Source organism: Actinacidiphila alni (assembly GCF_900112845.1).
Taxonomy (GTDB): Bacteria; Actinomycetota; Actinomycetes; order Streptomycetales; family Streptomycetaceae; genus Actinacidiphila; species Actinacidiphila alni.
Genome location: NZ_FONG01000015.1, coordinates 187,289 through 202,908 on the forward strand (window position 1 = coordinate 187,289; position 15,620 = coordinate 202,908).

The 15,620-nt window shown below is 71.6% G+C and carries 12 protein-coding genes; 3 read left to right on the top strand and 9 right to left on the bottom strand.

Going from position 1 to position 15,620, the window contains the following annotated elements; translation table 11 throughout:
• The first annotated feature begins 165 nt into the window (after positions 1–165).
• Complete coding sequence (locus tag BM076_RS23965; RefSeq protein WP_093715747.1) at positions 166–3,546, top strand: right-handed parallel beta-helix repeat-containing protein; 3,381 nt, start codon at positions 166–168, stop codon at positions 3,544–3,546.
• A gap of 130 nt (positions 3,547–3,676) precedes the next feature.
• Here the strand turns inward: BM076_RS23965 and BM076_RS23970 are convergent, their stop codons facing one another.
• The 3 genes from BM076_RS23970 to BM076_RS23980 form a co-directional block, all read right to left on the bottom strand.
• Positions 3,677–5,086 carry an FAD-binding oxidoreductase gene (locus BM076_RS23970; RefSeq protein ID WP_093715748.1) on the bottom strand — a complete coding sequence of 470 codons (1,410 nt, stop codon included), beginning with the start codon at positions 5,084–5,086 and terminating at the stop codon, positions 3,677–3,679.
• Between the two features lie 230 nt (positions 5,087–5,316).
• Positions 5,317–5,781, bottom strand: a complete 465-nt coding sequence (locus BM076_RS23975; RefSeq protein WP_093715749.1) for a MarR family winged helix-turn-helix transcriptional regulator — start codon at positions 5,779–5,781, stop codon at positions 5,317–5,319.
• Between the two features lie 42 nt (positions 5,782–5,823).
• Positions 5,824–6,081: a hypothetical protein gene (locus BM076_RS23980; protein WP_093715750.1), complete on the bottom strand. Its 258-nt coding sequence runs from the start codon at positions 6,079–6,081 to the stop codon at positions 5,824–5,826.
• 317 nt (positions 6,082–6,398) lie between these two features.
• Here BM076_RS23980 and BM076_RS23985 point away from each other — a divergent pair, with 317 nt between their 5' ends.
• Both BM076_RS23985 and BM076_RS23990 read left to right on the top strand, forming a co-directional pair.
• Positions 6,399–7,001: a sigma-70 family RNA polymerase sigma factor gene (locus BM076_RS23985; RefSeq protein WP_093715751.1), complete on the top strand. Its 603-nt coding sequence runs from the start codon at positions 6,399–6,401 to the stop codon at positions 6,999–7,001.
• Positions 7,002–7,164: 163 nt separating this feature from the next.
• Positions 7,165–7,671 (top strand): MarR family winged helix-turn-helix transcriptional regulator, encoded by a 507-nt coding sequence (locus BM076_RS23990; RefSeq protein WP_322936186.1) that lies wholly within the window; start codon positions 7,165–7,167, stop codon positions 7,669–7,671.
• Here the strand turns inward: BM076_RS23990 and BM076_RS23995 are convergent.
• From BM076_RS23995 to BM076_RS24020, 6 genes are all read right to left on the bottom strand, one after another.
• The gene (locus tag BM076_RS23995; protein ID WP_093715753.1) at positions 7,641–8,735 is read right to left on the bottom strand and encodes a trypsin-like serine peptidase; all 1,095 of its coding nucleotides are present in this window, start codon (positions 8,733–8,735) and stop codon (positions 7,641–7,643) included. The two genes, BM076_RS23990 and BM076_RS23995, sit on opposite strands and share 31 nt — an antisense overlap.
• A gap of 111 nt (positions 8,736–8,846) precedes the next feature.
• On the bottom strand, positions 8,847–9,905 hold the full coding sequence (locus BM076_RS24000; protein WP_093715754.1) for an esterase-like activity of phytase family protein: 1,059 nt from the start codon (positions 9,903–9,905) through the stop codon (positions 8,847–8,849).
• 28 nt (positions 9,906–9,933) lie between these two features.
• Positions 9,934–10,887 carry a carbohydrate ABC transporter permease gene (locus BM076_RS24005; RefSeq protein WP_093715755.1) on the bottom strand — a complete coding sequence of 318 codons (954 nt, stop codon included), beginning with the start codon at positions 10,885–10,887 and terminating at the stop codon, positions 9,934–9,936.
• Complete coding sequence (locus BM076_RS24010) at positions 10,884–12,248, bottom strand: ABC transporter permease (protein ID WP_093715756.1); 1,365 nt, start codon at positions 12,246–12,248, stop codon at positions 10,884–10,886. Before BM076_RS24010 ends, BM076_RS24005 begins: the two co-directional genes overlap by 4 nt.
• A 7-nt stretch (positions 12,249–12,255) precedes the next feature.
• Positions 12,256–13,575 carry an ABC transporter substrate-binding protein gene (locus BM076_RS24015; protein WP_093715757.1) on the bottom strand — a complete coding sequence of 440 codons (1,320 nt, stop codon included), beginning with the start codon at positions 13,573–13,575 and terminating at the stop codon, positions 12,256–12,258.
• A 177-nt stretch (positions 13,576–13,752) separates the two neighbouring features.
• The gene (locus BM076_RS24020; RefSeq protein WP_093715778.1) at positions 13,753–15,393 is read right to left on the bottom strand and encodes a glycoside hydrolase family 13 protein; all 1,641 of its coding nucleotides are present in this window, start codon (positions 15,391–15,393) and stop codon (positions 13,753–13,755) included.
• Positions 15,394–15,620: the final 227 nt, after the last annotated feature.

Genomic DNA, 15,620 nt, shown 5'->3' on the forward strand with positions numbered 1-15,620 from the left:
CCGGAGGAGGAGAGGAACCGTGACCGTCCCCGCCGACGGACGGGCGCCGCGCGGCCCCGCGTCGTCCTCGGCCGCCCCGCGGTCGTCGGGACGCGCGGCTCTTGCCTCTTGGACAGCACCGGCCGCGAGGCCGCGGGGGAGAACCACCACGGAGGAGGACCGGGCGTGGCACGCCAGCATTTGACGGTGGGGCAGGACGGCGGCGGAGGACACCGGACCATCGGTGACGCCCTGGAACAGGCCCGCTCGGGCGCGGTGATCAGCGTCCTTCCCGGTCGGTACGCCGAACAGCTGGTCGTCAGGACGCGGGTCACGATCGTCGCCGACGGTCCGCGCGGGAGCGTGGAGATCGCGCCTTTCCAGGGCAGCGCCGTCACCCTGGTCGCGGACGGCCTGATGCTGAACGGCCTGACGCTCAGCGGCGGCGAGGACGACGCACCCGTCGTGGACGCCGCGCGCGGCCAGGTCGCGCTGGACGGCTGTGAAGTGATCGGCACGGGGTGGACCGCACTGCTCAGCCGGGACACCGGATCGCTGGCGATGCGCGGCTGCCGGATCACCAATCCGGAGGGCGCCGGGATCGTCATGGTCGGCTCGGTCGCCAGTGCCGTCGAGGACTGTGTGATCGAGCACCTCGGCAGCTCCGCCGTCGTGCTCGGCGAAGGGGGCCGCGCGGTGCTGCGGTCCTGCACGCTGCGCGACGCCCGCGGCAACGGCCTGCTCGCCAACGGCGAGTCCGGCGGCAGCGTGGAGGACTGCGAGATCTCCGCCACCGACAAGCCCGCGGTCGCGCTGGAGGGCGACACCACCGTCGGCATGAAGCGCGGCTCCGTCCACGACTGTGCGACCGGCGTCTATCTCAACAGCGCGGGCCGCACCGAGCTGACGGACGTCACCGTCCGCGACATCGCCGGCCACGCCGTCGTGGTGGCCGGCCGGTCCGACCCGAGGCTGTCGAACTGCCGGACCGAACGCACCCGTGGGAGCGGCCTGTTCGTGACCGGACGGTCGCGCGGCCACTACACCGGCTGCGTGTTCGCCTCCGCCGCACAGCCGGCGATCCACGTCGGAGATTCGAGCACCCCGTCGTTCACCGGGACGAACGTCGTGGACAGCGAAGGTGACGGAGTGCTGCTCACCGAGGAATCCGGTGCGGAATTCGACCAGTTGGAGATCACGGGGGCGGGCGGCACGGGCATCAGGGTGAGCGCAGGGGCCAATCCGCTGCTGCGCCGGGCCCGCGTCCGCGGCTCGCGCGGCCCCGGCGTTCTGGTCACCGGCGACGGCCGGGGACGGTTCGAGGACTGCGAAGTCCACGACGCGGCGGGCGCGGCGCTGAGCATCGAGGACCGCGGCAATCCGCATGTGCGCAATTGCGTGTTCGCCGGCGCCAGGGACGCGGGCGTGTCCGTCGGCGCGCACGGCCGCGGGTCGTTGCGCGACTGCCAGGTCTCCGGCAGCGCCGGTTCCGGTGTCATGGTCAAGGCGGACGGCGACCTGTCGCTGGTCCGGGTGCGTGTCGTGGACTCCCGCGCGCACGGCGTGCTGGTGACAGCGGGGGGCCGCGCCGCGCTCAACGGCTGTGAGCTGCGCGGCAACACCGGCGACGGCATACGGGTGGACAGCGCCGAGCCGGTCACCGTCACCGGCTGCACCGTACGGTCCAACCAGGGCGCCGGGCTGCGGCACTCACAACCGGGCCCCAACGTCACGGTGGACGCCCTCACCAGCGCGGACAACAAGCTGTCCGACACGGTACGGAGCACGCAGGAGGAGAAGGCGACGGCGGACGCTCCGGCATCCGGCGGCACGGAACAGGACGCGGATGCCGAGCCGGAGACGGGCGCGCTGGCCGAACTCAACTCCCTGGTCGGCCTGTCGGCGGTCAAGCACCAGGTGAAGACACTGATCAACCTCGGACGGCTGGCCCAGCGCCGTGCCCAACTCGGCATCCCCGCACCGCCGATGAGCCGCCATCTGGTCTTCTCCGGGCCGCCCGGCACGGGCAAGACGACCGTCGCCCGGCTCTACGGCAGCATCCTCGCCGAACTCGGCCTGCTGCGCTCCGGCCACCTCGTCGAAGTGTCCAGGTCGGACCTGGTCGCCCAGGTCATCGGCGGTACCGCCATCAAGACCACCGAGGTGTTCACCAAGGCGCTCGGCGGCGTGCTGTTCATCGACGAGGCGTACACCCTGCTGTCGGACGGCCGCGGTTCGGGCGCCAACTTCGGCCAGGAGGCCATCGACACCCTGGTCAAACTGGTCGAGGACCACCGTGACGACGTGGTGGTCATCGTGGCGGGCTACTCCAAGGAGATGGAGGGCTTCCTCGCCGCCAACCCCGGTCTCGCGTCCCGCTTCACCCGCGCCATCGAGTTCGCCAACTACTCGGTGGAGGAACTCGTCACCATCACCGCGAACATGTGCGAGGCGCACAGCTATGTGCTCGACCCGGTGGCCAGGAAGGCGCTGGGAGTGCACTTCGGACGGATGACCCGCGACGCCACTTTCGGCAACGGCCGGGCGGCGCGCCGCGCCTTCGAGGAGATCGTCGACCGGCAGTCGTTCCGGCTGGCCGTGCAACCGGACGCCGGCGAGGCGGACCTGCTGCTCATCGTGCCGGAGGACATCGGCGAGGAGGAAGCGGCCGAGGCGCGCGCCGACGGCGAGGGCACGGCCGCCGCCGACTCCGACGTGCTGGCCCGGCTGCGCGGCATGATCGGCCTGGGCGCGGTGAAGCGCGAGGTCGGCGGCATCGTGGACCTGCTGACCACCTCGCGGCAGCGCGCCGCGGTCGGTCTGCCGGTGCCCAAGGTCAGCCACCACCTGGTGTTCTCCGGGCCGCCCGGCACCGGCAAGACCACGGTCGCCCGGCTCTACGCCGATCTGCTGCGCTCCTTCGGCATCCTGCCGCGCGGCCATCTCGTGGAGGTGGCCCGCGCGGATCTGGTGGGCCGGTACATCGGGCAGACCGCCCAGTTGACCGCGGAGGCGTTCAACCGGGCCCTTGGCGGCGTGCTGTTCATCGACGAGGCGTACACGCTGACGCCCGCCCACTCGCCGCAGGACTTCGGCCGCGAGGCCGTGGACACCCTGCTGAAGCTGATGGAGGACCACCGGGACGAATGCGTGGTCATCGTGGCCGGTTACCCCGACGAGATGCGCCGCTTCATCGACTCCAACCCCGGCCTGGCGTCCCGCTTCTCGCGGCACGTCGCCTTCGAGGACTACACCACGGACGAACTCCTCGCCATCATCGCGGAACAGACGGCGGCGGCCGGTTACGCGTGCGCGCCCGAGACCGTACAGGCACTGCGCGCGCACCTGGACGGCCTGCCGCGTACCCGGTCCTTCGGCAACGGGCGGCTGGCGCGTCAACTGGTCGAGTCGATGATGACCCGGCAGGCGAGCCGGCTCGGCTCGGTGGACGCGCCCGGCATCGACGCGCTCACCCTGCTGCTCCCGCAGGATCTTCCGTACGGCGGCGTCGGCTTCGAGGCCGGGGCGCCGGGGGCGGTCTCGGCGGCGGAGCCGGGCGGACACTGAGACGCCGGACGGAGCAGGCCGGCCGGCACATGGAAAGGACCGGGCCCGTGCCGAGGCCCCTGAGCGGGGATCTCGGTACGGGCCCGGTGTGCGGGTGCCGGACTGTGCGGGTGCCGGGTCGTGCGGCCGGTCAGCTCGGCGCGATGTTGTAGTTGTCGCGGAACATGTTGGTCGGGTCCCACACCTTCTTCGCGGCCACCAGCCGGGCGTGGTTCTCCGGCCCGTACCAGCGCTCGATCGCGTCCGGCCCGTCGATCTGCTCGGGGGAGAGGAAGTTAGCGTCCGTCCTGGGGTCCGCCCACGGCTCCAGCGCGTCGGCGAGGCCGGACAGCGCGGCGCGCATCACCGGGGCCGTGTCCGCACCGCCCACGCCGCCGGCGAACACCAGGAAAGCGGCGCCGCGGCCCGGCACGACGTTGTCGACGGCGGGCGGCCTGCTCAGCGCCCCGCCCAGCGCCCGGATCTCGGCACTGACCAGCGGGCAGTCGGACCCGGGACCTGTGGCGGTCACGAAGGCGTCGGCCGCCTCGGCGGGGAACGAGGCGAGGGACAGGGTCCGGTCGTGGTACGGGAAGGGCGTGTCGGGGTCGCGGTGGATGGCGGCCGCCGCCGCGTACGACAGTTCCTCGACACCGTCCGCCAGGACCGGCGCGACCGCGCGCAGCGGTGCGACCAGCCGCTCGCCCTCTTCCGCGGATCCGGTGTAGCCGATGCGGACGGCGGTGACGAAGGCGCCGCGCAGGGGCTCCGGCACCTCCGGAATGTCCGGGAAACGCTGGACGGCGAGCGAGGACGACATCTCCTCGGGCGCCGCGGCGATCCACTCCCGCCACAGGTGCACGATGTCGGCGAGGTTGTCGCCGGGGAAGAGCAGGCAGCCGCCGTAGAAGCGGTTCTGCGGCACGAGGGCGAACTCCAGGGCGGTGACCACACCGAAGTTGCCCTTGCAGCCGAGCACCGAACGGAAGAGTTCGGCGTCCGACTCGGGTGTGACGCGGCGCAGTTCGCCGTCGGCCGTGACGATCTCCAGCGCGAGCACCTGATCGGCTGCGTACCCGTGGCTGCGGCCGAACACCGGGCTCAGCCCGCCGCCCAGGGTGTAGCCGACCACTCCGACGCCGGGCATCGAACCGCTCACCGGGGCCAGCCCCAGCGGCACCGCCTGGTCGATCACCTGCTGCCAGACCGCTCCGGCCGCGACCCGCGCGGTGCGCCGGCCGGCGTCCACGGCCACCGCGTTCATCCGGTGGGTGGTGATGAGCAGCGAGCCGTGGGCCGGTGTCACCACCTGATGACCCGTCGACTTCACCGCGACCGGCAGACCCAGCCGCGCGGCGACCGCGACCGCGGCCTGGACGTCGGCGGCGCTGGTCGCGCCCACCACGATCGACGGGCTCAGCGCGGTGGCGAGGTTGAACACCGCGCACTCCTGCGCGTACCCCTCGTCGTCCGGCAGCAGCACCGGTCCGCGCACCTGCTGGGCGAGCTGGTCCCTGTCCTGGAGGGAGAGCCGGGTACGGAGGGAAAGGGTCGAATCCATGACGGTTCCTGGGGTGTCGGGTGTCAACGCGGTCTGAGGGTTCCGGGGGCGACGGGGGCTGCCTCGCCGACCGGGCAGCCGCCCGTCGCCCTGCTCCGGCCGGCGGCACCGGGGGTTTGAACCGCCCGGCCGGCGGCGGCACGGCGCACTCCGCGCGTCTCGTGCCTCAACCGGATGTACGGCGCGCGGATCCGTGGGGTTCACCGGGGACCGGCCGGCCGGGGCCGTCGTCAGGTGCGGCCGCTGGACGTCGGGGACTTCAGGCCGCGGCTGACCAGCCTCAGCAGGTCCACCTCCGCGGGGCTCAAGCACGCCGTGACGTGCGTGCGGAGGAATTCGGCGTAGACCGCGCTCGCCTCCGTCACGGTGGCGCGGCCCTTTTCGGTGATGACGGCGTACCGGAAGCGCCGGTCGTGTCCGTCGTTCTCCTCGGTGGTGAGATGACCGCTGCCGCGGAGCTTGGCCACGGTGTGAGCGAGCCGGGAGCGCGGTGTCTCGGATTCCTTGGCCAGCGAATTCATGGTCATGCGCCCGTGCGGCGCCTCCGAGAGGGCGCGCAGCACCATGAAGGGATTGACGGCGAGACCCGTGCGCTCGCGGAGCACCTTGTTCGCGTCCACCAGCACCGCCCGCGCCGCGCGGATGAAGGTGTCCCCGGTGAGTTCGTCCGCGGCCGGGTCATGAAGTGTGTGCACGTGCTGCCTCCGTCGTCTGGGAGCGATGTCCGGCGCCCGGCCTCACAGGGGGAGTCCCACCCGGACGCGGAAGCCGGCCGATGTCAGCAGTCCGGCGATGCTCCGCACCGTCTCGGCGGCGTCCTCGCCCGGATCGCGCAGAACGTACAGACTGCATTTCAGCCTCTGCTCGAAACCGACGGACCGCATGGCCGCCGGAACGACGGAACTCGTCCCGCTGTCGATCGCTATGACTCCGAGATCCGGGTGCGTGCCGACGACGAGATGGGGATAGGCGCCCTCGGACCGTTGGTTCTTCACTGTGCCGCCCGTCTGCTGTCGCGTGTGTTTGGGAACGCCGGGCGCCGGAGATGATCAGGCGTGGAGCGGGCACCCCGTGGCGCCGACACTTCTCAGCACGTAGGCCGCGCGCGCCGGGTTCATCCCGTGTCCGAGCCCTCCCGGACGGCGAACCCCGCGCAGGACAGCGCCGCGAAAGGCCCACGACCGCCGGGACAGCGCCCCGCAATCAGACGGCAAGCGTTCAGCAAGCGGAGTCCAGGACCGTGGACGCGTTCTGTAGTCCATGTCATGACGCGCCGGCGCCAGCAGTCGCCGCCGCGCTGGAGATCTCCGTGATGAGGCGCAACCGTTCAGTGGCCGATCCTGGCCCCGGACGCGAGGGACCCCCCGCGTCCGGGACACCCGACGAGGATGCCGAGTCCGGTCCTGCCGGGGACGAGGCGTTCATCCGGGCCGTCTACGGGCGGCACGGCACGGCGTTGCTGCGCTACGCCACCGGGCAGCTCGGCGGCGACACCCATCGTGCGCAGGACTTCGTGCAGGAGGCGGTGCTACGTGCCTGGAAGCACAGCGGGTCGCTGAGCGTGACCGAGATCGGCTCCATGCGGCCGTGGCTGATCAGGGTGATCAAGAACCTGATCATCGACAGCCACCGGGCCCGGATGGCGCGTCCGCAGGAAGTCGCGGAGTCCGAGCTGACCGAGGTGTCGATCTCGGACCCCGCCGACCGCCTCATGACGAAACAGATCGTCCTCGAAGCGCTGGGCGACCTGTCGCAGCAGCACCGGGAGGTCCTGCTGCACGTGCAGTACCTGGACCGGAGCGTCGCGGAGACCGCCGAGATCCTCGGCATCCCCCGCGGCACCGTCAAGTCCCGCACCCACTTCGCCGTCCGCGCGCTGCGAGTCGCGCTGGAGGCCAGGGGCTACCACGTGTGACGGCGGGGCAGGCGGGACACCGGGGCCGCCGACCCGGTTCTTCTTTTTGCCCCATTGCCTCGTGCGCGCGGTAACCGTGTACCAGGTACACGTGCGCACCCTCGGCGCGCGGTGCGGCGGAACGCCGGCGGACCGCGGACAGATTCCCGGCAGGAATGGGGCCATGGCCAGAATGCGAACCGTCCGTATACGTCCCGCCCGGTCCGGGTGGGACGCCGGTTCCGCGCTCGACGACCGGATCTGCTTCGCTCTCTACGCCGCCTCCCGCGCCGTCACCGGCGTCTACCGTCCGCTCCTCGACGGCCTGGGTATCACCTATCCGCAGTATCTGGTGATGCTGGTGCTGTGGAACGCGGGTGGGGAGGGCGTCACGGTCAAGGAGATGGGCCGGGCGCTCCACCTCGACTACGGCACCGTGACGCCGCTGCTGAAGCGGCTGGAGGCGGCGGGCCTGGTGCGGCGTGCGCGTCGGCAGGACGACGAGCGCGCCGTGCAGGTTACCGTGACCGAGTGCGGCGCCGCGCTGCGGGACCGCACCCACGGGATCGCCGGGGCGGTCGGCGAGGCGATGGGCCTGGCGGCCGAGGAGAGCGACCGCATCCGCGACGTTCTCCGCCGCCTCACCGACAACGCCGCGCGTTACGCGAACCGCCCGCTCACCGCCGAGTAGACGTCCTCGGCCTCCTTGCCCAGCCGCGGGCCCGCCAGCCAGGTCTGCGACGACGGGCCGATGGAGGTGTTGCTGACCAGCACGCTCGTGCCGTCGGAGGCGCGGACGAACCAGCCGCCGCCGGAGGAGCCGCCGGTCATGGTGCACCCGACGCGGTAGAGCGACGGCTCGGCGGAGTTGATGGACAGCCGCCCGGGGCGTCCGGCGCAGGTGAACATCCGCTCACCGTCGAAGGGCGCCGCCGCCGGGTACCCCCACAGGCTCATCGCGTCGATGTCCTTGGTGGCGGGCGCCGAGAAGTTCACCCGGGCCGCGCCGCCGACGGTCTGCTCCAGCGTGGCGGGCCCCGTACCGGTCTTGCGCCGGACGTGCAGCACCGCGAAGTCGAACGGCGAGCCCTTGCCGCCGGTCTCCTCGCCCTCGGCGATCCACTGCGGCGAGGTCTGCGCCCAGTCCGCCCACCAGACGCCGAACGGCGCCACCTGGTCGGCGGTCGCCGCGCCGCGCGCCGCGCCTTCCAGTGCCCGGTCGTTGTAGGACGGCACGAAGACGAGGTTGCGGAACCAGCCGCCCTTGGCGCCGGCGTGCACGCAGTGCCCGGCCGTCCAGACCAGGTCGGACGCACCGGGCTGCGCCGGGTCGGTGACCACGGTGGCGGAGCACACCGACGGTCCCTGGGGCGAGTCGAAGAACAGCTTGCCGACGATGGGCGCGCTGTCGTGGTACGGCGCCGACACCGCCCGCGCCGGGTTGGGCTTCGGCTCGGGGTCGGAGACGCCCGGCTCGTCCTTGCCGACGTCGTTCGCGACCGGCTGGTCGGCGCTGCCCGCCTTCCGCATCCGCTCCGGATCCCACAGTCCCTTGATCACCGGATTGCTGAAGTCCGGTGCCTCCCGCGCCCAGTGCGAGGGGTTCCAGTCGTGCCAGTCGGCCGCCTGCGATCCGAGCCGGCCGCCCGACAGCCGGGACAGCACCCGGCCCGGGGAGTCCGCAGAGACGACGAACGGCAGCAGGGCCGCCGCACAGCCGATGACTACCGCCAGCCATATCAGCCTGGTCCGCACGAATCGCACTCCTTAGTGGTGGTGACAGTGCTGGAACGCACAAGCTGAGACACGGCGCGTCGCGCCGTCGGGTTCATCCAGAACCCCGGCGGCGCGACGCGTGAACCGCCCCTAGCGGCGGGGGAGTCGGGCGGTGAAGGTGTAGAGGCGGGTGGTCTGGGCGGGGTTCTCGTTGTCGTCGCTGACCAGCAGGAGGCGGAGCCGGCCGTCGTGGGTGCGGCCGGTCACGGTGACGCCTTCGATGTTGTCCAGCAGGGGGTTGGGCTGGGGTTGTTTGGTGGTGGCGCCGAGGCTCGGGCAGTCCGCGATGTCGGCGATCAGGGTCTTGCGGACGAGCCGGACTCCGGACGAGGAGGTCACGTTCTCCACCCGCGTCACGTCGGAGGCGTGGGCGGGGTCGGCGAGGTAGAGCCGTACGGTGTTGCCGACGTCCGGGGTGTAGCCGCGTTCCAGTACGAGGAGCCGGCCGTCGCCGGCCGCTGTGACGTCGGAGATGTCCAGGCCCGGGTCGGCGGGATAGGCGTACTGGGTGCTGAGGCGGAAGGCGGAGCCCGGCCCGTACCGCTGCCAGGTCTGGACGCGGCGGACGTCGGCGTCGTCCCCGCTCAGGGCGCCTTCCATGGTGGCGACCAGGGTGCGGCCGCCGGGCTGGAGGGTCAGCCCTTCGAAGGTGGCGTTGTGCCGGGCCCGTCCGGCCGGTGCCACCAACAGGGGTTCAGGGACGGGGAGTTGTCCGATGGGCTGGCCCTGGCGGGTGAAGCGCTGAATGGACGGCTCCTCCTCGGAGGTCACCAGTCGGCTTCCGTCGCGGTCGACGGCGACGGCCTCGGAGTCCAAGGGCTGTCCGGCGGCATCGGTCAGCGGCAGTACCGAAGTGGGCTGCTTCGTACGGGGGTTGAGGGTGAACAGAACGGACTGGTCGGAGACGGCGACCAGTTGGCCGTCGGTGTCGGTCGTCAGGCCGGAGAGTTCGCCGACGAACTGGCCCTGGAACGTGGTTTTGTCCAGTGCGTCGGAGAAGCCGTCGATGTCCGCCCACCGGGAGCACGCGTGGGCCGGCGGGTGAGCGGGCGGGTGGCCCGCCGGGCGGGCGGAGGCGGCGGGCGCGGTCAACGACAGGCAGGAGGCCGTCAGCAGCGCGGCGGTGGTGGTCAGGACGCTCAGTCGCACGGAGGAACCTTTCGCTGGGAGGGGCGCGTCACTTCACGGAGCCTGCCATCACTCCCTCCACGAAGTGCCGTTGGAAGGCGAAGAAGACGAGGAGCGGCACGATGAGGGAGAGGAAAGCCCCCGGGGCGAGGACGTCGATGTTGGAGCCGAACTGGCGCATCTGCGACTGGAGGGCGACGGTGAGCGGCTGGCTGCCGGCATCGGCGAAGATCAGGGCGACCAGCATGTCGTTCCAGACCCACAGGAACTGGAAGATGGCGAGGCTGGCGATGGCCGGCCGGCCCATCGGGATGATCAGCCGCCGGAAGATCATCCACTCGGAGCCGCCGTCCATCCTGGCCGCCTCCAGGACTTCGCGCGGAATCTCGGCGAAGTAGTTGCGCAACAGGAAGATCGCGAACGGCAGCCCGTACGCGACATGGAACAGGACGACGCCTGGGATCGTGCCGAACAGGCCGACCTCGCCGAAGAGTTTGGCCACCGGCAGCAGGCCGATCTGGACAGGCACCACGAGCATGCCGATGACCACGAGGAACACCCAGTCGCGGCCGGGGAATTCGAGCCAGGCGAAGGCGTATCCCGCCAGCGCCGCCAGCAGGACGACCGCCAGCGTCGCGGGCACCGAGATCAGCACCGTGTTCCAGAAGGCGTGCGTGATGCTGCTGTCGGACAGGATGGCGCGGTAGCTGTGGAGGCCGAGCGTGCCCGGCCGGGTCAACGCCGTCCACCAGCCGCTCGCGGCGTTGTCGTCCGAGGACCGCAGCGAGGAGACGAACAGGCCCACGGTCGGCGTGAGCCAGACCAGGGCCACGACGACGAGGACGCCCTGCACCAGTCCGCCGCGCAGCAGCGCGACGGCCCGGCCGGCCGGTGACGGCCCCGGCCTCCGGGAAGCGCCCGGCGCACCCGTGGCGCCGTTCGCGCGCGGCGGGCGCGGCACGGCCGTCTCGGCGCCGGTTCCCGCGGTGTGCTGAATGGTCATGACCTGCCCCTGCGGAAGCGTCGGATGTTGAAGGCCATCGCGGGCATCACCAGCAGCAGCAGGACGACGCCGATGGCGCTGCCGAGCCCCTGGTTGTTGCCGCCGCCGAAGGAGACCAGCCACATCTGGAGCGCCAGTACGTTGGCGTCCTGCTGGACCGGGCCCGGCGCGATGATGTAGACGAGGTCGAAGACCTTCATCACATTGATCACCAGAGTGACGAAGACGACCGTCAGCACCGGCGCCAGCTGCGGCACGGTCACCTTGCGGAAGATCTGGAACTCGCTCGCGCCGTCCATCCGGGCCGCCTCCAGGGTGTCGCGCGGCAGCGCGGCCAGTCCGGCGCCGATCAGCACCATGGAGAAGCCGGTCCAGATCCACAGGTAGGCGGCCATGATCGCCGGGGTGATCAGCCCGGGGCCGAGCCAGGTCACCCCGCCGTAGGGCTGGGCGAAGTTGCCCGCGGGCAGGCGTACGCCGTACGAGCCCGGCGCGGTGCCGGAGAAGCGGAAGGAGCCGTCCGGCGCCGTCGTGGTGTGCGCCACGGTCCTGCCGTCCCGCGTCAACTCGACCTTGACACCGGGGAGTCCGGACTCCTTCGGGTCGACGACGCCGGGCCTGCCGCCGCCGCCCGGCACGAAGTCGAGGTACACCACGCCGTCCACCGTGCCCGGCGTCGCGTGGTGGGCGGCGGGATCCATCGCGGGCCGCGCCCGGGACGGAAGCTTGGCGGCGGGGATGCCGACGAGGCCGAGGGTGACACTCCGGCCCGGACGTACGTCCTGAACGGTCCGGTAGCCGTGGCCCTTGTCCTCGCGCAGCGCCTTGGCGCCGGACGGCCGGGCGCCGGGGTAGGCGGAGGAGTCGGTGACGGTGTCATGCACGCCGACCGCGACCGCGTTGAGCACACCGCGGTGCGGGTCCTGGTCGTAGACGAGGCGGAAGGTGATGCCCGCGGCCAGGAAGGAGATGGCCATCGGCATGAAGATCAGCACCTTGAACGCGGTGGCCCAGCGCACCTTCTCGGTGAGCACGGCCAGGACGAGGCCCACGCCGGTGAGCAGCGCGGGCACGACCAGTACCCACACCGCCGTGTTGCGCAGGGCCTTCTGCGTCGCGGAGTCGGTGAACAGCTCGTGGTAGTTGTCGACGCCCACGAAACGGTGGCCGCCGGCGTCGAAGAAGCTGCGGACGACGGAGTAGAGGATCGGGTACGCCACGAGGGCGCCGAGCAGCAGCAGCGCGGGCAGAGCGAAGAGCACGGCGACGGTGACGCGCGCGCGACGGGACCGGGCGGGCCGGCCGGGGGAGGCGCCGCCCGCCGCAGCGGACGGCACCCGTCGGGTGGTGACGGCGGACATCGGACCCTCAGCCCTGGTAGGCCTTGGCCGCGGCGCTCTCCAGCGTCGCCGCGGTGGCCTTGGGGTTCGAGGGGTCGCGCAGGAAGTCCTGGAGGATCTTCCACTCGCCGGTGCCCTGCGTGCCGCCGAAGGCGGCCGGCGCCTGGTCGGACATGTCGAACCGCACCGCGTCACCGGCGTCGACCAGCGACTTGCCCATCGCCCGGGTGGTGTCGTCCGGGTACGACGTGGCTGCCACGCCCTTGTTGGGGGAGAGGAAGCCGCCGAGCTTGGCCCATATGGTGGCGGCCTCCGGGCTCGCCAGGTACTCGACCAGCTTCATCCCCGCCTTCTGGTTCTTGCCCGCCTTGAGGACGACGGCCGCGTCACCGCCGCTGACCACGGGGGCCGGACCGCCGTCGACCGACGGGAAGGGGAAGAACTTCGCGTCCGTCCCAACTGTCTTGTGCAGGTCGCCGGAGACGATGCCGCTGACGAAGTCGCCCTCGTACGTCATGCCCGCCGCGGGCTTGTCGCCGAAGACCTTCTGCACGGAGGTGGCCAGGTCCGTCTGGAGGGCGCCCTTGCGGCCGCCGGCGAGGAGGGTGTCGTCGCCGAAGACCGTGCCGAGGGTGGTGAGGGCCTTGACCACGGTCGGGTCGGTCCACGGGATCTTGTGCTGGGCGAGCTTGTCGTAGTTGTCGGGCCCGGCCTGAGACAGGTAGACGTTCTCGAACCAGTCGGTGAGCGGCCATCCGTCCTGACCCGCGACCGCGAAGGCGGGAGTGCCGGAGTCGGAGACGGTCTTGGCGGCGCCGAGGAGATCCTTGAAGGTCTTGGGAGCGGTGACGCCCGCCGTGTCCAGGGCGGTCGGGCTGTACCAGACCGTCGACTTGTCGGACGCCTTGTAGTACAGGCCGTAGAGCTTGCCGCCGACCGAGCCGTAGTTCTTCCACGCGGCGGAGTAGTTGCTCGTCACCGACGCCTGGGCCGTGGCGGAGAGCGGGACCAGGTAGTTCTTCGCGGCGAACTGCTGGAGCACGCCCACCTGCGGCACCATCACCACGTCGGGGGCGTCGCCGCCCTGGACCTTGCTGTCGATCACCGTGGAGACGTTGTCCCCGGTGGAGACGAATTCCGTCCTCGCGCCGGTGGCGGCGGAGAAGGCGGCGAGCACCTTCTTGAAGTTCGCCTGTTCCGTGCCGGTCCAGACGCCGGCGACGGTCACGGTCTGGCCCTTCAACTCCTGGTTCGCGGAGGAGGCGGAGTCCGAACCACCGCCGCCGCAGGCGGTGACCGCCAGTGCCAGGGCGCAGGTGGCGCCGGTGACGGCAAGGGTGCGCTTCATCGAGCTGTCCTTTCGTCGGATCCGCCGGTGTGAGGAGCGGAGCTGAGAACTGTGGTTCCGGAGAAGGCCGGAGGAGGGGAAATACGGAGGCGGCCGGGCGGAGAGGGAATGAGGGGGCCGCGCGAAAAGAAGCCGGGGCGGCGCCGGATACGGGGGAGTACGGCGCCGCCCCGGCGGTCACTGGAGGGTGCGTGTGTCGGCGATCCACCAGGCGGTGGTGTTGCCGGGAAGCACCCCGGTCGGGCAGGCGGCGCTGGACAGCAGCGGCTGCCCGGTGACGGGAGCGGGCACCGGGTGGTCACCGAAGTTGACGGCGACCACCAGACCGTCGCCGCGGGTGAAGGCGAGCACGTCGGGCGTGGAGTCCAGCCAGCGCAGCGAGCTTTCGCCGAGCTGCGGGAGTTGCTTGCGCAGGCTCAGCGCGTCGCGGTACAGGTGCCAGAAGGAGCTGGTGTCGGTCAGCGCGCGGTCGGTGGTGTGCTCCGCGAACCAGGCGGGTTGCGGCAGCCAGGGCCGCGCGGCGCTGCCCTCGGCGGTGAAGCCGAAGGGCGAGGCCTTGCCCGACCACGGCAGCGGCACCCGGCAGCCGTCCCGGACGTAGCGGCGGCTGCCGGTACGCAGGAAGATCGGGTCGGTGAGGGCCTCGTCGGGCAGGTCGAGCACCTCCGGCAGGCCCAACTCCTCGCCCTGGTAGACGTACGCGGCGCCCGGCAGCGCGAGCATCAGCAGCGCGGCGGCGCGGGCCCGTGGCGAACCCAGCACGCCGGAGTCGCCGCCGTACCGGGTGACGCTGCGCACCTGGTCGTGGTTGTTGAGCACCCAGGTGACGGTGGAGCCGGTGCCCGCGATGTCGCGCAGTGCCGAGCCGATGGCCCCGCGGAAGCGGTCGGCGTTCCACGGCGCGCTCAGCAGGTGGAAGAAGAACGCCTGGTGGAGTTCGTCCTGCCGTACGTAGCGGGCCTGTTCCGCGGCGGTGGGCACCGACACCTCGCCGACCAGTAGCCGGTCCTGGCCGTCGCGCGCGGTGTACTCCTCGCACACCGCGCGCCAACGCCGCCAGACGGTGTGCACCTCCGGCTGGTTCCAGGCCAGCGGGTTGACCGAGTCGCGGGTCCGCTCGTCGGCCTCGGGATCGTCGGAGTCCGGCAGGTACGGGTGTTTGAACAGGCCCGCGGCCACGTCGATGCGGAAGCCGTCCACGCCGCGGTCCAGCCAGAAGCGCAGGACGTCGTCGAAGTCGGCCGCCACCCGGGGGTCGCGCCAGTTCAGGTCGGGCTGCTCCGGGGTGAACAGGTGCAGGTACCACTGCCCGGGACGGCCGTCCGGCTCGGTGATCCGCGACCAGGCGTGCCCGCCGAACATCGCCCGCCAGTTGTTCGGCGGCAGTTCGCCGTGCTCGCCGCGGCCGTCCTCGAAGTGGAAGCGCGCCCGAGCCGGGCTGCCGGGGGCCGCCGCGAGCGCCTCGGCGAACCAGGGGTGCGCGCTGGAGCAGTGGTTGGGGACGATGTCGATGACGGTCTTCAGACCGAGCCGGTGCGCGTCGGACACCAGCAGGTCGAACTCCTGGAGGTCTCCGTACACGGGGTCGACGGCGCGGTAGTCGGCGACGTCGTAGCCGTGGTCGTGCTGCGGCGAGGGGTAGAACGGGCTCAGCCAGATGCCGTCCACGCCCAGCTTGCGCAGGTACGGCAGACCGATCCGGACGCCGGCCAGATCGCCGATGCCGTCGCCTGTGCTGTCCAGGAAGCTGCGGACGTAGATCTGGTAGACCACCGCGTCCCGCCACCACCCCTGGCCGGCAGGGGCGGGCCGGGCCACGGCGGCACTCTCGCGGACGCCGGATGCCGTGACGTCGGATGCCGTGACGCCGGCAAGGGGAGGCTCGTCCTCCAACGGAAGTGTGAACACCCTTCACCATCCTGAGTCGGGCGCGCGAACGGGTCGGCGCTGAAAGCTGTGCTGATTCGGGTCGATGCGCCGGTACGCGACTCGGACGGGCGAGTGCGGCGTGCTCCCTCGTTATGCATACATGTTAAGTATGAGCG